This window comes from Pedobacter cryoconitis (genome assembly GCF_003259615.1).
Taxonomy (GTDB): domain Bacteria; phylum Bacteroidota; class Bacteroidia; order Sphingobacteriales; family Sphingobacteriaceae; genus Pedobacter; species Pedobacter cryoconitis.
Genome location: NZ_QLLR01000025.1, coordinates 1 through 19,863 on the forward strand (window position 1 = coordinate 1; position 19,863 = coordinate 19,863).

Genomic DNA, 19,863 nt, shown 5'->3' on the forward strand with positions numbered 1-19,863 from the left:
GTCTTGGAAACATTTTCAAGATATGTACAAGTAAAGAGCAGGCTTTTAAGCCATTAGCATTATGGTACAATCAGGTGGAAGAGTCAGGAATTGAGTCATTTAGGACGGTGTCAAGGTCTATACAGGCACATTATCTATCGATCTTGAACTTCTTTCTCAACAGAAGTACAAATGCCTCTGCTGAATCATTCAATGCTAAAGTTAAAGCATTCAGAGCCACTTCAAGAGGGGTTCGGGACATCAAATTCTTCCTGTTCAGGTTATCGAAAATATATGCTTAAAATTTATCTCCCCCCAAGAATTCCGCTTGATCCCAAGTTCCCGCTATCAAGTTTGGGTAGTAAGAGGCGTACGCAAACAATTAAAATACGTGCGATCCCGATCTGAAAAAATGTATGCTTAAAAAAGAACCTACTCTACAAGTTTATGACTTGATCCTCTATTCATTGAATAGGGTGGAGATAAAACAAAAAAACCTTAAATCATATGATTTAAGGTTTTTTGCCGACTTTTAGAAGACTAACTGTCGGGGTGGCAGGATTCGAACCTACGACCTCCTGCTCCCAAAGCAGGCGCGATACCGGGCTACGCTACACCCCGAAAAAATGGTATCACCTTTGTCCCTCTTGCGAAGGGTCTGCAATATATATTAATTATTTGCAGAGACCAAATTTTGATGAATCATAAATGATCTTTCTGATTTGGTGTGCAACAAAGGTAAGTAAAGAATTGACATTTTTATCGCTCACGAGCATTTAAACCCTAAAAATATCTTAATGTGTTGCTTTTCAAGGAGAAAAAATTTCAGAGCAGATACAGATCTATAACACAGGGGAGGGGATTGCTTAAAAAAAGCAGTTCATGAACCTGTTTAAACTTATAAAATAAAGCTTAAACAGGCCCATGAACGTTTAAAATATCTGAAATAATCACATTAGGCGATCAATTTTTTCCTGCGGTAGTGTCTGAAAACAAAATAACCGGCAATCGCCACTAAAATTAAAGCCCATAAATTAGCCAGGATCAGAATAAACTCTTTAAATACACTCCAGCCATTCTCAAAACTCAGCCAGAACCGTTTAAAAAAATCAGGGCGATAATCAGATAAATTATCATTGACCACTATCATTTTCTTAATCGTATTGTCCTGATAAAAATTTAAAGTAATCGTACTGTACCGCACATTCCGGTCAGTCAGTAAATTATTCACCTTATTATCTACCAACTCATCCTTCAACACTAAAGACCTTTCCGCTACACTCACCTTTTTTCCTGAAACAGAATTATTCAACTGCGTTACCGCCTCTGCCTTATTCTTATTTTTCAGTTGATTGCTCAAATAATTCAGACTCAAATCATCCTGTTTTAAAGACTGGTCATCAATGAACACCGCCATCTTTGCTACTTCATTCGTAAAATCATCCAATTTCTCCGAAGGAATTCTTGCAACTACTAAACCCTCTACCCGGTAAGCAATCAATTCCAGTAAAGAATCGGCGGAGTATTTTACCTTTTCATTCTGTCTGATCATGCTATGTGTGTTAAACTCGGTAATCGCGCCTCCCTCAACCTTCAGGATACTTCCTAATTTTTCCTTAGTACCCTGGACATCCTTTACCCTGAATCTCATGTCGGCCGTTTTAACAATTTTTTCAGCTACCGAAGTATCTGAAAGCTTAGCAACTGACTTTTGCTCAGCTTCCTCATAAGCGCCCGATTTTTTTTCACTATTACAACCCAGTGCAGTTAAAACCAGTATTCCATAAATCAAATATTTCTTCATCATGTTAAGAATTAAATTCTCTCTTAATACAACTATCTACCATTAAGTAACCCTATGTCACGCATATATATCATAACCCTTTTAAATTAATTTAAAAGCGCTTTATCTGCAGCTAACCTTCCATATCGGTAATCGACCCTTCCAAAATGGAAGGGTTTTAACCCTGTAGATTTCTGCTTAAAATCCGTTTTTCCTCTTAAAACGCTGAAAAATAACTCTTTATGTCATACTATTTTTCTTTGGTATAGCGATTGGATAAGGCCATAAAAAATAAACACCATGATGACTGTACTACTATTAATCGCTCTTCTGGTCCTGACATGGATCTGTTACAAATCAATCGACTGGTTCGAAAAAATCTAAAATTATGATCGCACTATTTATTATCGCAATCGCAGTATTCATCTATATGATTTACGTGCTGATTAAACCCGAAAAATTTTAATTGAACGCTATGAACACTGAATTATTTGGAATCTTCGCTACCTACCTGCTTACCCTGGTTATAGCAATTCCTTTAGGTAAATACCTTGCAAAGGTATTTGCTGGTGAAAAAGTCTGGACTGACTTCTTAAAACCAATTGAATCTGGTATCTACAAACTTTCCGGAATTAACCCCAACGAGCAGATGAATTGGAAACAGCATATGAAAGCGCTGATGACCATTAACCTTGTATGGCTGGTTTACGGATTCTTTGTGCTCATGAATCAGGATAAGCTGCCACTTAATCCCGACGGTAACCCAGGAATGTCTCCTGACCTTGCCTTTAACTCTATTATCAGTTTCGTCGTGAATTGTAACCTGCAGCATTATTCAGGAGAAAGTGGTGTGACCTATCTTACACAGCACTTTGTCATGATGTTTCTTCAGTTTGTGAGTGCCGCAACAGGTATTGCCGCCGCTGTAGTCTTCTTTAAAGCCTTCAGAGATAAAACCTCTACCAATCTGGGTAACTTCTGGGAATTCTTTGTGAAATCAATCACCAGGCTATTATTACCCCTTTCCTTAATAATGGCTTTGATCCTTGCCTTTTCAGGTACACCAACCAGTTACGAAGGAAAAGATAAATTCATATCCCTGCAGGGCGATACCGTCAACGTATCAAGAGGCCCCGCAGCAGCATTTGTAGCTATTAAACACTTAGGAACAAACGGCGGTGGCTGGTTTGGTACCAACTCTGCCCATCCATTAGAAAACCCATCCTATTTCACCAATTCGGTAGAACTCATTGCACAGGTGATCATTCCAATAGCAATGGTTATTGCTTTCGGTATTTTTATCAGGCGCAGAAAACTATCCTGGATGATATTTGGTGTAATGACTATCGGGATGCTCTTGCTACTGATTCCAACCGTAAGCAGTGAGCTCGGAGGAAACCCTGCAATCGCAAAAATGGGTATTTCACAGCTTACAGGCGCTATGGAAGGTAAAGAAGTACGCTTTGGACCAGCAATTACTGGCTATTGGAGTACTGTGACCACCATCATTTCTACAGGATCAGTTAACAGTATGCACGACAGTGCGATGCCACTAACAGGCTTCTGGCAACTATTAGGTATGATGATTAATTCCTTTTACGGAGGATGTGGAGTAGGTATGCTAAATTATTTTATCTACCTGATCATTGCCGTATTTATATCCGGATTAATGGTAGGGCGGACCCCTGAATTTTTGGGACATAAAGTAGAAGCTAGAGAAATTAAGATTGCAGCATTAATCACCCTGCTGAGTCCTTTTCTAATTCTTGCAGGTACAGCGTTATCAAGTTTTATCGTTGTCAATCATGCCGATGCAGCATGGGCAATACAACCAAAATCATGGCTCAATAACCCAGGCTTCCATGGTTTCTCAGAGATGTTATACGAAATGACTTCCTCTAACGCAAACAACGGTTCTGGATTTGAAGGCCTGGGTGACAATAACGTGTTCTGGAATGTGGCTACAGGATTCGTATTATTCCTGGGCAGGTTCTTACCAATTATTGGTCCGATCGCTATTGCCGGATTACTGGGTGCTAAAAAATATATCCCGGAATCGGCTGGTACTTTAAAAGCAGATACGCTGACTTTCAGTCTGATGACTTTTGCAGTGATCATTGTGTTAAATGCCCTTTCATATTTCCCTGCCCTGACATTAGGCCCGCTGGCAGAATATTTTACCCTGATTAAATAGCTTATCATGAAGTCTTCTAATAAATTATTTGAACCTGCATTGGTTCAAAGTGCCCTTAAACAATCCTTTATAAAACTCGACCCAAGGGTGATGGTGCGTAACCCAGTGATGTTTACTGTTGAAGTAGGAACACTGGTGATGGCATACGTTACAGTATACTCTTTCAGCCATGCCGGACAAGGATCGCCACTATATAACTTCTTTATTTTTTTAATCCTGTTTCTAACCGTCCTGTTTGCCAATTTCGCTGAAGCTATTGCTGAAGCCAGAGGTAAAGCCCAGGCAGACAGCTTAAGAAAAACCAGGGAAGAAACGCCAGCTAAAGTAGTCTTGGCAGACGGAACGATCGAAATGCGTTCTTCCAGCCAGTTAAAAAAAGGCGATGTTTTCTTCTGTGAAACCGGCGATACCATCCCAACAGACGGAGAAATCATTCAAGGTATAGCAACTATCGATGAATCGGCTATTACCGGAGAATCCGCACCCGTAATCAGAGAGTCCGGAGGTGATAAATCATCCGTAACAGGTGGTACTAAAGTACTCTCGGATGAAATTAAAGTCATGGTCAGTACTGAACCAGGCGAAAGCTTTCTGGATAAAATGATTGCCCTTGTAGAAGGCGCATCCCGTCAGAAAACGCCAAATGAAATCGCTTTAACCATTCTTTTAGCAAGTTTTACCTTAGTATTCGTCATTGTCTGTGTAACCTTGAAACCTTTCGCAGACTACGCAAATACACCAATCACAATTGCTGCATTAATCTCCCTGTTCGTTTGTCTGATCCCTACCACAATCGGTGGTCTGTTGTCAGCTATCGGAATTGCCGGAATGGATCGTGCCTTACGGGCAAATGTGATTACCAAATCAGGTAAAGCAGTGGAAACCGCCGGAGATATTGACGTACTGTTATTAGATAAAACAGGGACGATTACTATCGGTAACCGTAAAGCGACTAACTTTTACCCTACAGCAGCCGTAGACGCTCAACTGTTTACCAATGCCTGCGTACTGAGTTCCTTAGCAGATGAAACCCCTGAAGGTAAGTCTATTATCGAGCTGGCCAACGCACAACATAATTTTGCTTTGCCTACCACACCAGAAGGCGCAGTATTTATCAAGTTTACGGCTGAAACAAGATCCAGTGGTATTGATACCCCAGACGGAAGACGTATCCGTAAAGGAGCTTTTGACTCTATCCGTAACATCGTTCAGAAAGCAGGGAATATTTTCCCTCAGGACATCGAAGATGAAGTTAAAAAGATCGCTTCAAACGGAGGAACCCCGCTGGTAGTTTCAGAGAATGAGAAAGCCCTTGGCGTAATTGAGCTACAGGATATTATCAAACCAGGTATCAGTGAACGTTTTGACCGTCTGCGTAAGATGGGGGTGAAAACAGTGATGGTCACCGGAGACAACCCCTTAACCGCTAAGTTTATCGCAGAAAAAGCAGGCGTAGATGACTTTATCGCTGAAGCAAAACCTGAGGATAAAATGAACTACATCAAAGACGAGCAGGCCCTGGGCAAGCTGGTTGCGATGATGGGTGACGGTACAAATGATGCTCCGGCCTTAGCACAAGCAGATGTTGGTGTGGCGATGAACAGTGGAACACAAGCTGCAAAAGAGGCTGGAAATATGGTCGATCTGGACAATGACCCAACCAAGCTAATTGAGATCGTAGAGATCGGTAAACAGCTGTTAATCACGCGCGGAACCTTAACAACCTTCTCCATTGCCAATGACGTAGCTAAATACTTCGCCATTGTTCCAGCCTTGTTTATTGGTTCGATACCAGCTTTACAAGCCTTGAACATCATGGGTTTACATTCCCCTGAAAGTGCAATTATGTCGGCTGTTATTTTCAATGCGATTATCATCCCGATCCTGATTCCGCTGGCATTAAGAGGTGTGGCTTATAAACCAATAGGAGCGAGTGCACTATTACGCAGGAACCTGTTGATTTACGGTCTTGGCGGAGTGATAGCCCCTTTTATCGGGATCAAGCTTATTGATTTACTAGTTGGGCTATTCGTTTAAAAACATAGGAATCACAACATCATAAAAAAATAAGATCATAAAAATAAGAAACCATGAAAAAGTACATCTTACAATCTATACGTCTTACTGCAGTTTTATTAGTGCTGCTATGCGTCATATACCCCTTAATCGTTGCCTTTGCCGGAGGTTTCTCTAAAGGCAGCGGCGGCGGTGAAAAGATCACTCAGAACGGTAAAGTAGTAGGGTATGCCCTGATCGGTCAATCCTTCACCAAACCTCAGTACTTCTGGGGCAGACCATCCTCAGTAGGCTATAAAGCAGACGGATCTGGCGGATCAAACAAAGGCCCATCCAACCCGGACTACTTAAAAGAAGTAAACGGCAGGATAGACTCCCTGTTGAAATACCACCCTTACCTGAAACGCAGTGATATTCCTGCCGATATGGTTACTGCTTCAGGTAGCGGACTGGACCCTGATATTTCTGTAGAAGGTGCAGCTATCCAAATTAAGAGAGTAGCCATGAACAGAAAATTAAGCGAACAAACCGTATCCGACCTCGTTAAAAAAACTGCCAATGGCCCACTACTAGGCTTATTCGGCCCAAGTACAGTGAATGTACTGGAACTGAATGTTGCCTTGGATAACCTGAAAAAATAAGCTGAAGCCTGTTTAAACTCAACAACCCAACCAGGAAAAAATGAATTTAAACAGGCTCATATATACCCTTGTCAAGAAGGAAAAACGCTTTACTACCAATTTAATAATAGAAGATACAATGAACAAATTTTTGATGACAGCTGCCACTGTTTGTATGGGTTTAGGTGCAACCGCACAAGAAGAACCTAAAGTTAAAATTTCCGGTTATGCCGAAGTATATTATGGACACGACTTTAATAAACCAGAAAACAACAACAGGCCTGGCTTTATATATGCGCACAATAGAAGTAACGAAGTGAATCTGAATTTAGGATATATTAAAGCAGCCTATGACTCCGGAAAGATCAGGGCTAACCTGGCTATCATGGCGGGAACTTATGCCAATGCGAATCTGGCTGCTGAATCTGGTGTGTCAAAAAACATCCTGGAAGCAAACGTTGGCTTTAAAATATCCAACAAAGCCAACCTATGGGTAGACGCAGGTGTATTCTCCTCCCATATTGGTTTTGAAAGTGCGATCTCCAAAGACTGCTGGGTATTGACCAGGAATATCTCCTCAGAAAATACCCCTTACTTTGAATCAGGAGCAAAGGTTACTTACAGCACTGATGACAATAAATTTACTGCTTCAGCCCTGTACCTGAACGGCTGGCAGCGTATCGCACGTCAGGACGGGAACAGGCAACCTGCCGGGGGGCTGCAACTGACCTGGAAACCAACCGATAAGATCACTGTAAACTACAGTAACTATCTGGGAACCGAAGGAGCTGACTCCGTGAGAGTGACCCGTTTCTACCACAACGTTTACGGCATATTCCAATTGGCTGATGCTTTTGGTGTAACCGTAGGCTTTGACTACGCTACACAGCAAAAATCCAAAACCGATCACCGTAAAAATGAAGTATTATCCCCAGTGGTTATTGCCCGTTACACCATTAACCCTAAATGGGCAATGGCAGGCAGATTTGAATACTATCAGGATAAAAACGGTGTACTGATTGCGACTGATACCCCTAATGGCTTTAAAACCAAAGGCTATTCCTTAAACATTGACTATGCCCCAGTACCAAACGCAGTGGTCAGACTAGAAGGTAAAGTATATGACAGTAAAGACAAAATATTTAAAAGAGATATGAATGCCGTAAACTATAATGCTGCAGTTACGGCAAGTGTTGCAGTCTCCTTTTAACCAATATGGAGCCTCTTATTTAAGGATACGGAGTCCCTTACCTAAAAATACAGAGCCTTTTAATGAAATGATTAGCCGGGGATATAATCTCCGGCTTTAAAAACTAAAGCTAAAAGCTATAAACATGGAAACATTTTTAGAATTTTTATTTACCGCTTCAATCACTGTTTTTGCAGGATTTTTGTGCTTAAAATACGGGCCAAAGACCAGAAGAAAAGCGAGAATTGCCCGGCTGAAAAGAGGTCAGGAAATCGGGCTTAAAAACCCGCGTAACCCAATTGCAATTCAGGCAAATTACCGGAATTATTCCGCTAAATTTATACTGATTTTATTAATAGGCATTACGTTCATTACCGGTGTATCCTATCTCGTTGATATAGGATATGTAATTATTACATGGTAAACCGATTATAATTGTGGAAGATAATAAAGAACAATCAGTACGTCAATTCCTTGACCTTGTGAAGAAATCGCGCCGTGGTAAATTCAAGGTCTATATTGGTATGAGTGCAGGCGTTGGAAAAACCTACCGGATGCTGCAAGAAGCTCACGCTCTGCTTAAAAATGGAATTGACATACAAATCGGCTATATCGAAACCCACAACAGAGAAGAAACTCATGCCCTTTTGGCGGGAATCCCATTCATTCCCAGGCGTAAACTATTCTACAAAGGCAAGGAAATTGAAGAAATGGACGTGCAGGCTATCCTTAGCAGGAACCCTGAGGTAGTTATTGTGGATGAACTGGCGCACTCCAATATTGAAGGAAGTAAAAATACCAAACGCTGGCAGGACGTTATGGACATCCTGGAATCGGGAATCAGTGTAATCTCGGCCGTAAACATCCAGCACCTGGAGAGCATGAATGAGGAGATTGAGAAAATCACTGGTATTCCCATCACAGAGCGTATCCCGGATAGAGTACTGGATATTGCAGATGAGATCGTGAACATTGACTTAACCGCCGATGAACTCATTGACCGGCTTAAATCCGGTAAAATATATGACAAAACAAAAATAGAGAGAGCCTTAGGGAACTTCTTTCAATCCGAGCGTATCCTTCAGCTCAGGGAGCTTGCCTTAAGAGAGGTGGCTCACCACGTAGAGAGAAAAATAAGTGTAGAAATCCCCAAACAGATCAAACTCCGGCCAGAACGTTTCATGGCCTGTATCTCCACCAATAACGTGACAGCAAAGATCGTTATCCGTAAAACAGCCCGGCTGGCTTCCTATTACAGATCGCCCTGGATTGTACTTTATGTGCAGAATAATAGTGAAAGTAGTGACCGGATTAAACTAGATTTGCAACGGCATCTGATCAATAACTTTAAGCTCGCCACAGAACTCGGAGCAGAAGTAATCAAAGTAAAAAGTGATGAAGTAACCAAAACCATTATGAGAATTGCTCAGGAAAAAGAAATCACGACCATCTGCATCGGTAAACCACATTTGAACCTCTTTCAGGTCATCATGCGAACCGCTGTCTTCAATGAATTACTGCGGAACATTTCATCAACAGAAACAGATCTCGTCATTCTATCCTAAAGCAAACAATTAGCAATCCAACAAGTAAACAACTAACAATCCAATAGACAACCCAATAAGCAATCCAACAAGCAAACAACTAACAATCCAGCAAGTAAACCAACAAATAAACCAATAAAAAAAATGAAATTGTATGCCACTTTGCATAGATAAACCTAACCGGTTATCTCGAAAAATATAGGTAGTGCTAATGTGAAGAGCATTGTTTTTCTTTGCCCGTTTCGGGCCTAAGTAAACGTCGCTCGAACATAGCACTACCTATATTTTTGCGAAGCCAGGCAAACCCCCTTAGAACTTTCAACAAGTAATACAATGAAACCTGCGGTCTTCCGCAAGCTTCATTACAAATGAAGAACAATAAAAAACGCAATGAAAATAAAAACCAAACTCCGCCTCGGATTCGGATTCCTATTTGTGGTGGTACTCTTATTCGGTTCGATCTCACTCTACTACATGAACCAAATCTCTGTCAGTGCAAAAGTGATTCTGAAAGACAACTATGAAACCCTTAGCTACACCAGAGAAATGCGTTCCATACTTGACCAGAACGACCTTCCCCTAACCCTGGAACTACAGAAAAAATTCACAAAACAACTATCCCTCGAATCAAAAAACGTGACCGAGAAAGGAGAAGGAGAGGCCGTAAGGACTCTTACAAAATCCTTCATTGAACTAAACAACCCAACCCAGCAAAAACCAGCGCTCGCAAAGATCAGATCTCAACTCATGATCATTGACAAACTCAACATGGACGGTATCGTCAGAAAAAACGAAGTTGCCCAGAAATCCGTTGAAAAAGCCAGCCTGTACCTCATTACCGCGGCCAGCTTCTGCTTTCTCGTGCTATTCTCCTTTATCGTTAACTTCCCCGGGTTCGTCGCCAACCCACTCAGAGAATTCTCTGAAGCCATACAAGAAATCGGGCGTAAAAACTACAAACAAAGACTCGAATTTGACGGTACAGATGAATTCGCAGAACTTGCCAGATCATTCAATCAAATGGTCGAACAACTCAACAAATGGGAAAACAGTAACCTTGCAAAAATCCAATCAGAAAAACTACGTATCGAAGCCATTATCGAACAAATGCAAGACGCGATCATCGGGCTTAACGAAAAACAAGAAATCCTTTTCATGAATAAAGTTGCCGCGCAGATACTGAACCTTGACGAAAACAAAGTAAACGGCTCTAACGTCAAAGACCTCATGAAGAAAAACGATCTGTTAGCCAGGATCATGAATAACGAAAAAAACGACCAACCCATAAAAATCTACGCAGACCAGAAAGAATCCTACTTTCAACTTCAAAAAAGAGAAATCATTGTGCCCATATTTGAAGACCAGGAACTACCTGTTCTGCAAACCGGTAAAACTGCAGGAACAGTTTACATCCTCAATAACATCACCCAATTTAAAGAACTCGACGAAGCAAAAACCAACTTTATCGCTACCGTATCCCATGAACTTAAAACCCCCATATCATCCATAAAAATGAGCCTTAAACTTATGGACGACGAAAGGATCGGGCTCATGAACACAGAACAAAAACAACTCGTCGAACACATCAAAGACGACTGCAGCCGCCTGTTAAAAATTACCAGTGAACTCCTTGACCTCGCACAAGTAGAAACAGGCAACCTGCAACTCAACTTTGTCAAAGCCGCTCCACTTGAAATCGTGAACTACGCCCTGAACGCAGTCCGTTTCCAAGCCGAACAAAAAAACATTCAACTCGAACTTATCAGTAAAGAAAACCTTCCTTTAGTCAACGCAGACGTAGAAAAAACAGCATGGGTGCTCATTAACTTTCTCTCTAACGCCCTGCGCTACAGCTCAGAAAAATCAAAAGTTCAAATAGAAATACAAGAGAAAAAACAAGGAATAGAATTCTCCGTACGGGACTTCGGAAAAGGAATAGACGAACAATACCAAAAACGGCTCTTTGACCGTTACTTCCAGGTACCCACAGACGGAAACAACAAATCAGGCTCAGGCCTGGGCCTGGCAATTTCCAAAGACTTTATAGAAGCCGAAAACGGTAAAATATGGGTAGAAAGTGAAATAGGAGAAGGAAGCCGCTTCTGCTTCTTCCTTCCCGTTGCTGAATAATCTTTTGGTTAGGTGATCATGCTAAAGGCCAGCGCAGCAGCTAATTTTGCTGTGCGCTGGTCTTGATCAAAAACCGGATTACACTCCGCAATATCCATGCTGATGACCTTGCCACTCGCCATCACAGCCCTTAAACAACTAAAGAAAAACGCATCAGGAACCAAGCCACTAAAAGCAGCAGCACTTACCCCCGGCGCAAACGAAGACGAAAATACATCCATGCAAATCGTCAGGTAAATATGCGTTGAACCCGCAATAAACTCCTCCAGCTGACGCTGAATCACCCCCTGGTTCGAAACCATAAAACCTTCCGCAGCAATATGCTGAACACCCAGTGCCGCGGCCGTATCAAACAAATACTTCGTATTACTGTTCAGCTGAATTCCAACAGGCAGATACCTGAAAGGTTTGCCCGATACCTTACAATCCTGCGCAATCTGAAAAAAACCAGTACCAGAATTCGTACCATGCGCATTAGGCTCACGTAAATCAAAATGCGCATCAAAATTGATCACACCGATACTATCCCCCTGATTCAAATAACTATCAATACCCGTATAATGACCATAAGCAACCTCATGACCACCACCAATAACCAAAGGCTGATAACCATTCATTAAAGCAAAACCAACAACCTCAGCAAGCGAACGCTGCGCACCCTCCATATCCTGACCCGCACAAACCACGTCTCCCAAATCAAGGAAAAAAGTATCCTCAGAAAAATGAACAGGTAAATTGCAACAAGCCTTACGGAAATGAGCCGGCCCATCCTTCGCGCCAAGCCTGCCACCATTACGTCTTACCCCCTCATCACAAGAAAAGCCAATCAAAGCAATTCCTTTCTGACCCGGCGATAGCAAAGGTATAACCCCATGTAGAAGATCAACCAAAATCACCCGCTGATGCCAGCGCTGAACAGCCAGATCATTTCCATCATTGCGACCAGTCCAAACCTCAGCCGATGTTTTGCGATAAAATAAAGAGTCTATCATATTCTTGTTCCGTTTTTCCAGACTATGGATGGTTTAATTTTTCCCTGATGATATAAAATCTCGCGGTAATCACTACAAGGATAAGCCTGCATATCAGCTAACATCCCCTCAGTCAACGTACCGCGGTCCTTCAAACCCAGCGCCTTTGCAGCTCTGAAAGTCAACCCTGCGAAAACCTCAGCAGTGCTCAGTTTCTCCGCAGCGCTCATTACCGCAGCCTGCATCAGCAAATCCCCCATAGGCGCAGAACCCGGGTTCCAGTCACTCGCAATAGCCAGGCAAGCGCCCGCATCCAGTAACTTCCTTGCAGGTGCATACTGCATCCCTAAGCCCAGAGAAGCACCAGGAAGTACAACCGCTACCGTCTCAGAGCCCTTCAACAGTGCAGCTTCCCTTTCCGTACTCGCTTCCAGATGATCTGCCGAAACAGCGCCAACCTCAATGGCCACTTCCAGGCCACTGGTTGTAAACTGATCCGCATGTACTGTAATCTCAAAACCCAGTGCCTTCGCAGCCAGTAAATAAGGAACCGAAGCAGCCCGGTCAAAAGCACTCTCTTCAATGAAAATATCTACACGATTTGCCAGTTCTTCCGCCTTCACAAGAGGTAATAAATCTGTCAGCACATGGTTCAGATACTCCACCTGAGAACCCTCAAAATCCTTCGGTAAAAGATGCGCCGCCAAACAAGTAGGAACCAGATCTGCCTGAGTCGTTAAAGAAACCGATTTAATCGCCCTGAGCATTTTCAGCTCATTGCTTACATCCAGTCCATAACCACTCTTAACCTCTATCGTGGTCACCCCATCCCTCAAATGCCGCTGTACCCTTTGCTCCAGTAATTCCACAAGCTTTGACAACGCTGCCGCTCGCGTCTGCACGACAGAATCCCAGATACCACCGCCACTCTTTGCAATTTCCAGATAAGTTTTCCCCTGAATACGAAGACTATAATCCTTCGCCCTGCTTCCCGCAAAACAAATATGCGTATGGCAATCAATAAAACCAGGAAGCAAAACCTGCTCCCCCTCAATTTTTTCCAGCGACAGCTCCGGATTTGCAAGGCGTAAATCCTCAAAATCACCAGTAGCCACAATCTTACCATCCTCTACAATAACTCCTCCACGAGGAACCACTTCAAGCTGGCTGTCATTTATAGCACCATTCAGCGCTAAGCCCGACAAGGTCAGGATCTCGCTGAACGGACCGATTAGTTTTTTCATCTTAAATGTGTTAAACTATCCTATTTTTAAACCGAACTTTTCAGCCCATATTTCTGCCTGCTCATAACCTGCATCCGCATGACGGAAGATTCCCATAGCCGGATCATTGTACAGCACACGGCTGATGCAGCTCGCTGCACGCTCAGTTCCGTCTGCCAATACAACCATACCCGCATGCTGCGAATACCCCATTCCTACACCACCACCATGATGAAAAGAAACCCAGGTTGCGCCGCCCGAAGTATTGGCCATCAAATTCAATAAAGGCCAGTCAGAAACCGCATCAGAACCATCTTTCATCGATTCAGTTTCACGGTTAGGAGAAGCCACAGAGCCACAATCCAAATGATCACGGCCAATAACGATCGGGCCTTTGACCTTACCACTTGCAACCAGTTCATTGAAAATCAGGCCCGCTTTTTCACGTTCGCCCATTCCCAACCAGCAAATACGTGCCGGCAGACCCTGGAAACTAATTTTATCCTGCGCTTTTTGCAGCCAGTTTATCAAATGGGTGTTTTCAGGAAATGCTTCCATCAACGCACGGTCCGTTACATAAATATCTTCAGGATCACCAGATAAAGCAACCCATCTGAACGGGCCTTTACCTTCACAGAATAACGGTCTGATATAAGCAGGCGTAAAACCAGGGAAGTTAAATGCGTCTTTTTCTCCACCTTGTTTAGCAAACTCTCTTAAATTATTTCCATAATCAAAAGTAACCGCACCCAGTTTCTGTAATTCAAGCATGAAACCTACATGGCGGGCCATACTTTTCAACGATAACGCTTTATATTTTTCAGGATCACTTTTTCTTAAAGCGAGCGCCTCAGGTAAAGATAAACCATTAGGCACATACCCATTCAAAGGATCATGTGCAGAAGTCTGGTCAGTGAGAATATCCGGAACCAGGCCATCAGCAATTAAGCGCTCCAGTAAATCGCCCGCATCCATAACAATCCCGATAGAAATAACCGCGCCCGAAGCTTTAGCCTCATTTACCCAATGAATTGCTTCTTCATAAGAATGCGTAATCCGGTCAATATACTGCGTATCTACACGCTTTTGAATCCTGGTTTCATCTACATCCGCACCTAAAAAGACTGCACCAGCCATAGTTGCTGCCAGGGGTTGTGCACCACCCATACCACCAATACCAGCGCTCACAATCAGTTTACCAGTCAGGTTGTGCTCAAAATGCTGACGGCCACACTCTACAAAAGTCTCGTAAGTACCTTGTAAAATACCCTGCGTACCGATATAAATCCAGCTACCTGCTGTCATCTGTCCGTACATCATTAACCCTTTACTGCGGAGCTCATTGAAATGCTCCCAGTTTGCCCAGGCAGGTACTAAATTGCTATTCGCAATTAAAACACGTGGTGCCTGAGGATGACTTCTGATGATACCTACCGGTTTACCCGATTGCACCAATAAAGAATGGTGTTCATCCAGTTCCAATAAAATCTCTATGATTTTACGTAAAGATTCCGGATTACGTGCAGCCTGGCCGATACCGCCATAAACTACTAATTCTTCCGGGTTTTCCGCAACCTCACCATCCAGGTTATTCAGCAGCATGCGCAATACAGACTCTGTCTGCCAGCTTTTAGCATGCAATTGCATCCCTCTTGGTGCTTTATAAAACGGATGTTTGGCGTAGGTGTTAATAAATTCTGAAGTCGTCATCGTTGAATAGGTTAATATGGTTAGCAATGGCAGTTTCATTCGCAGTCTGTACTAATGAACCGTTAGTTATCAAATGATGTAATTGATTAATATCGTCTGCAAAAAGACGGTCTTCCTTGATATAAGGAACATGTTTTCTGATTAAATCGTGGCAAGCTTCGATGACCGGAGTTGATTTCAGCGGCCGTCTGAATTCAATAGCCTGTGCAGCATATAAAAGTTCAATTGCCTGGATAAACTCCAGGTTATCAATCACCATATGCAGTTTTCTTCCGCTGATAGAGCCCATAGAAACATGATCTTCCTGTCCTAAAGAAGTAGGCACGCTATCTGCACTTGCCGGAAAGCATAAAGTTTTGTTCTCCGTTACTAATGCTGCTGTAGTATACTGAGGGATCATTAAACCAGAGTTTAACCCTGCATCCGCAATCAGTAATTTTGGTAAATCATATTTCCCCTCATTCATCAAATAACAACGGCGATCGGCAATATTACCCAGCTCTGCAGCGGCAACAGTTGCATAATCAAGTACCATTGCTAAAGGCTGTCCGTGGAAATTTCCACCACTGATTGTATCTTCTGCACTAAAAATAACCGGGTTATCAGTTACTGAGTTCAGTTCAATTTCTGTTAATTCTTTTAAATGTAACCAGGCATTCCGCGAAGCACCATGTACCTGCGGCATACAGCGGATAGAATAAGGGTCCTGTACGCGACTGCAATTGATATGTGAGGTTCCAATTGCTGAACCTTCCAATAGGGCAGACAAACGATGTGCAACCAGTTTAGTGCCTTTATAAGGTCTTAAATTATGTAAACGCTCATCAAACGGGCGGGTAGAACCAGTTAAACCCTCTAAAGACATGGCTCCGCTTAAATCAGCCAGATCAAGTGCATCATTTAACCGCTGAACCGCTTTAACAGCAAAGGCAAGAATAAACTGTGTTCCGTTAATCAATGCTAATCCTTCTTTCGGGCCTAATACAATTGGTTTCAGCGCATATTGTTCCAGCATTTTTGCAGCAGAAACTTTCTCTCCATGGATAAACACTTCGCCTAAACCAATTAAAGGCAAGAATAAATGAGATAGGGGAGCAAGGTCACCAGAAGCACCTACCGAACCTTTTTCAGGTACAAAAGGAATAATATCGTGGTCAATATGCCAGATAATACGTTCCAGAGTTTGTGGTGCAATACCAGAAAAGCCCTTTGCTAAAGCCTGAACTTTAGTAATCATCATGATTTTGGCGATTTCCAAAGGAATTGCTTTACCTACACCAACGCTATGACTTTTAAGGATATTACTTTGTAAAAGAGAAGTGTCTTTTTCTGAAATATGGGTATCACATAAGGGGCCGAATCCTGTATTAACGCCATATACGGGTTTTTGACTGCGGACAATTTTCTGTACCTCTTCCCAGGAAGATTGAATATTTGCTGCTGCTTGCGGACTAATCTGGCCTTTGGTCTGACCAGCTGCGATAGCCAGGCAAATTCCACTGGTCAGGTGGTCAGTTCCATAAAAAAATGAGTTATTCATTGGATTGAGATTTAACAGGGTGATGTATTTTATGTTGAATATTTTTAACAATATCGATAGACTTGAAAGTAGTTTCCAGTTTAGTCAGCGTCGCTAATATCGCGCTGCCTTGCTCACTTGCACCTGCTACTTCTTCCATAGTTGCGTTAATGGCATCCCAAACAGGAATGATCCGCGCTAAAAGTGCTTTACCTTCTTCACTCAGGGTAACTAATTGCTTACGGGCATCCTCAGAACTTGTTGTGCTGATCACCAAACCTTTGTTTTTAAGATTGGTAACCAGTTGACTGGCTGCGGGATGGGAGACTTCAATCTGTTCACATAGTTCCTGAATAGTCAATGTCTTATTTTCAGAAAGTAAATAAAATACGGGGAACCAGGTGGTTTCAAAGACAATGCCTTCTGCCTTGTATGATTTATTGATTTCTGAAAGAAAGAGTTCACTCAGCCGTTTTAACCGGCTTCCTAAAACTAAATATCCTAATGACTGATAGTAATTCATACTCAAATATATAAGTAATTATATAAGTACTTATATATTTTAGTGAAATAATTGTAAATGTATTGATGGTCAGTTTCTTCTGCGTTTTTAACGGATACATTGTTATATGCTCATTATTCAAGAAGACAAATAGAAGTTGAAAAAGGGAGAGCATAGATTTTGTGCAAACAAAAAAAGAATGGGGAAAGGTCATTTTGTTTCTTTGCGGGTAAATTTTATCATTTTAAAATGCCTTCTGGCTAATTAAAATCGCAGATAAAATTTACAGTTAATCTGGAGCAGATATTAAAGAAATATTAAGAAAAAAGAAGATATAATAATTATGACTTTGTGATAGTCAATTGTTTATCTATCCTGTTAAATTTTTCCTTTTCCAGGGGATATATAGATTTCTTTGAAAAGTTTCCTTTTTATATTTATTTGGTTTAGTTTTTTTTAACAATTATTTAATGATAGGTTTGATAGCTCTTATCAAATAATATATGTTTTCATTAATATTTAAAGGCAGATACAGTGTTCTGTTTTCCTTCTTTGCTGTTTTTCTGTTCAGCTCTTTTTTAATCAGAACAGGTCTGCTGGCTGTTTCATTTGGTAAGACGGATTTCTCTATCCTGTCTGTTATTCAATTATATTTTACAGGATTTTTCTACGACTTTGGAGTTGCCCTTTTTCTGGTTACTCTTTTCAGCATCTACCTTTTATTTTTGCGTCAAAAGTGGGTAAATACCCTCACCAATAAAATCATTACCTATAGCTGGCTGTTCCTGATCCTGCTGATCTCCTTTTTCTCCTTTTTCGCAGAACTCACCTTCTGGCAGGAATTTGAAAGCCGCTTTAACTTTATTGCAGTGGATTACCTGATTTATACCTACGAGGTTATTAATAATATCAATGAATCTTATCCGTTGCCACTTTTAATAGGCGGTGTGTTAGTATTGGTTTTACTGGTCATGTTCCTGTTTGCTAAAAGAAAAGTGTTTACCCATGCTTTTCAATCGCGGACTCCATTCCGTACGCGGTTAATGATTTCTGGTACTTTATTAATCCTGACCATCCTTTATCCTTTATTTGTTCGCAACTCATTCGCTGAAAAAGGGACTAACCGTTATCAGAATGAATTGTCTAAAGCCGGGATCTATTCTTTCTTTGCTGCTTTCAAGAATAATGAACTGGACTATAATGATTTCTATACCTTACTACCTAAAAACGAGGCTTTCAAGGTTATCAGAAATGAATTAAAAGAGCCGAACAGTACTTTTGTGGCGAATGGGAATTCTATCAAAAGAGAAATCAATAATCCCGGAACCACTTATAAACCCAACGTAATTATGATTACGGTGGAAAGTCTGAGTGCTGACTTTATGGAACACTTTGGCAATACACAGAAGCTGATGCCGGTATTGGATTCCCTGGCAACTACAAATCTGCTGTTTACAAATATGTATGCTACTGGTACCAGAACGGTGAGAGGAATGGAAGCTTTAACTTTAGCTGCCCCGCCTACACCGGGAAGCAGCGTGGTAAGAAGAGAAGGAAATGAAAAATTAACTACAGTAGGGCATATTTTTGAAAAGGCTGGTTATAGCAGGGCCTTTTTCTACGGTGGCGATGGCTACTTTGATAATATGAATGAATACTTTGGCAGCAATGGGTTTGATATTACAGACAGAGGTAGGAATATCAAACTGGATGATGTTTATGAAACTAAAAGAACAATCATTCAGGACGAACAGGTTCATTTTGAAAATGCCTGGGGAATCAGTGATGAAGATTTGTTTGCTGCGGTAACCCGTGGTGCTGATGCAGAATTCAAACAAGGTAAACCATTTTATAATTTTGTGATGACAACCTCTAATCACCGTCCATTTACTTTTCCAGCTGGTAAAATTAAATACGCGTCGGGTAGCGGGAGAGAAGGTGCAGTACGTTACACAGATTATGCTATCGGTGAATTCCTGAAAAATATAAGCAAGAAACCCTGGTATAAAAATACGGTGATTATTATTGTCGCAGACCATTGTGCAAGCAGTGCAGGCAGGAATGAGATTGACATCAATAAATATCATATCCCTTGTGTTATACTGAACCTGCCGAAAAAAGGCAGCCAGGTTATTGATAAAATGTGTTCTCAAATTGATATATATCCTACCTTATTTAGTTTGCTGGGCTGGAAATATGAGAGTAATTTATATGGAAAGAACCTTTTTGACCCCACTTATCAGCCTCGTGCAGTCTTGGGTACTTATCAAAAACTGGCCTACCTGAAACAAGACAGCCTGGTGATCCTTGGTCCGCAGCAAAAAATGGAGACTTTCTTGTACAACAAGGCGAAAAACGAGCAGGTTCCTGCTAAATTATCAAAAGCAGTGACCGATAAGGCCATCGCCAACTATCAAACTGCCTACGATTTATTCAAAAGCGGAGGAATGCACCAGTAGCTACAAATTTCCTTCAGTATTCAA

16 protein-coding genes and 1 tRNA gene are annotated in these 19,863 nt (G+C 41.7%); 10 read left to right on the plus strand and 7 right to left on the minus strand.

Annotation, left to right across the window (positions count from 1 at the left end; genetic code table 11):
* Nucleotides 1-281, plus strand: a 281-nt coding sequence (locus tag LY11_RS19510; protein WP_146610877.1) for a transposase, incomplete at its 5' end; no start/stop codon positions are given.
* Between the two features lie 245 nt (nt 282-526).
* Here LY11_RS19510 and LY11_RS19515 read toward each other — a convergent pair.
* Nucleotides 527-600: transfer RNA gene (locus LY11_RS19515), tRNA-Pro, on the minus strand.
* 334 nt (nt 601-934) lie between these two features.
* Entirely contained in the window at nt 935-1,786 is an 852-nt protein-coding gene (locus LY11_RS19520) for a DUF4349 domain-containing protein (RefSeq protein WP_245952838.1), read from the minus strand.
* Between the two features lie 364 nt (nt 1,787-2,150).
* Between LY11_RS19520 and LY11_RS19525 the strand changes: the two genes are divergently transcribed.
* The 8 genes from LY11_RS19525 (at nt 2,151) to LY11_RS19560 (ending at nt 11,455) form a co-directional block, all read left to right on the plus strand.
* Nucleotides 2,151-2,228: a potassium-transporting ATPase subunit F gene (locus LY11_RS19525; protein WP_082035969.1), complete on the plus strand. Its 78-nt coding sequence runs from the start codon at nt 2,151-2,153 to the stop codon at nt 2,226-2,228.
* Between the two features lie 9 nt (nt 2,229-2,237).
* Nucleotides 2,238-3,956, plus strand: coding sequence for a potassium-transporting ATPase subunit KdpA (gene kdpA / locus LY11_RS19530; protein ID WP_111635317.1), 1,719 nt, complete (start codon nt 2,238-2,240; stop codon nt 3,954-3,956).
* A gap of 6 nt (nt 3,957-3,962) precedes the next feature.
* The gene (gene kdpB / locus LY11_RS19535) at nt 3,963-5,993 is read left to right on the plus strand and encodes a potassium-transporting ATPase subunit KdpB (protein WP_111635318.1); all 2,031 of its coding nucleotides are present in this window, start codon (nt 3,963-3,965) and stop codon (nt 5,991-5,993) included.
* 53 nt (nt 5,994-6,046) lie between these two features.
* Nucleotides 6,047-6,613, plus strand: a complete 567-nt coding sequence (locus LY11_RS19540) for a K(+)-transporting ATPase subunit C (RefSeq protein WP_111635319.1) — start codon at nt 6,047-6,049, stop codon at nt 6,611-6,613.
* Nucleotides 6,614-6,731: 118 nt separating this feature from the next.
* Nucleotides 6,732-7,802: a porin gene (locus LY11_RS19545; protein WP_111635383.1), complete on the plus strand. Its 1,071-nt coding sequence runs from the start codon at nt 6,732-6,734 to the stop codon at nt 7,800-7,802.
* A gap of 124 nt (nt 7,803-7,926) precedes the next feature.
* Nucleotides 7,927-8,205: a hypothetical protein gene (locus LY11_RS19550; RefSeq protein WP_111635320.1), complete on the plus strand. Its 279-nt coding sequence runs from the start codon at nt 7,927-7,929 to the stop codon at nt 8,203-8,205.
* Nucleotides 8,206-8,215: 10 nt separating this feature from the next.
* A complete protein-coding gene (locus LY11_RS19555; RefSeq protein ID WP_111635321.1) occupies nt 8,216-9,346 on the plus strand; it encodes a sensor protein KdpD in 1,131 nt (376 codons plus the stop codon).
* A gap of 369 nt (nt 9,347-9,715) precedes the next feature.
* Nucleotides 9,716-11,455 (plus strand): HAMP domain-containing sensor histidine kinase, encoded by a 1,740-nt coding sequence (locus tag LY11_RS19560; protein ID WP_111635322.1) that lies wholly within the window; start codon nt 9,716-9,718, stop codon nt 11,453-11,455.
* Between the two features lie 8 nt (nt 11,456-11,463).
* On the opposite strand, the gene hutG is transcribed toward LY11_RS19560, so the two are convergent.
* Genes hutG through LY11_RS19585 form a run of 5 tightly spaced genes read right to left on the minus strand, consistent with a single transcriptional unit; the run spans nt 11,464 to nt 17,401 of the window.
* Nucleotides 11,464-12,447 carry a formimidoylglutamase gene (gene hutG / locus LY11_RS19565; protein WP_111635323.1) on the minus strand — a complete coding sequence of 328 codons (984 nt, stop codon included), beginning with the start codon at nt 12,445-12,447 and terminating at the stop codon, nt 11,464-11,466.
* Nucleotides 12,444-13,670, minus strand: a complete 1,227-nt coding sequence (hutI, locus tag LY11_RS19570; RefSeq protein ID WP_111635324.1) for an imidazolonepropionase — start codon at nt 13,668-13,670, stop codon at nt 12,444-12,446. The genes hutG and hutI overlap by 4 nt, the downstream gene beginning before the upstream one ends.
* Before the next feature lie 15 nt (nt 13,671-13,685).
* A complete protein-coding gene (gene hutU, locus LY11_RS19575) occupies nt 13,686-15,359 on the minus strand; it encodes a urocanate hydratase (protein WP_111635325.1) in 1,674 nt (557 codons plus the stop codon).
* Nucleotides 15,337-16,899, minus strand: a complete 1,563-nt coding sequence (hutH, locus tag LY11_RS19580; protein WP_111635326.1) for a histidine ammonia-lyase — start codon at nt 16,897-16,899, stop codon at nt 15,337-15,339. Before hutH ends, hutU begins: the two co-directional genes overlap by 23 nt.
* Nucleotides 16,892-17,401 (minus strand): MarR family winged helix-turn-helix transcriptional regulator, encoded by a 510-nt coding sequence (locus tag LY11_RS19585; protein WP_111635327.1) that lies wholly within the window; start codon nt 17,399-17,401, stop codon nt 16,892-16,894. The genes hutH and LY11_RS19585 overlap by 8 nt, the downstream gene beginning before the upstream one ends.
* A gap of 482 nt (nt 17,402-17,883) precedes the next feature.
* Here LY11_RS19585 and LY11_RS19590 point away from each other — a divergent pair, with 482 nt between their 5' ends.
* Nucleotides 17,884-19,839 (plus strand): LTA synthase family protein, encoded by a 1,956-nt coding sequence (locus LY11_RS19590; RefSeq protein WP_111635328.1) that lies wholly within the window; start codon nt 17,884-17,886, stop codon nt 19,837-19,839.
* Nucleotides 19,840-19,863 lie beyond the last annotated feature (24 nt).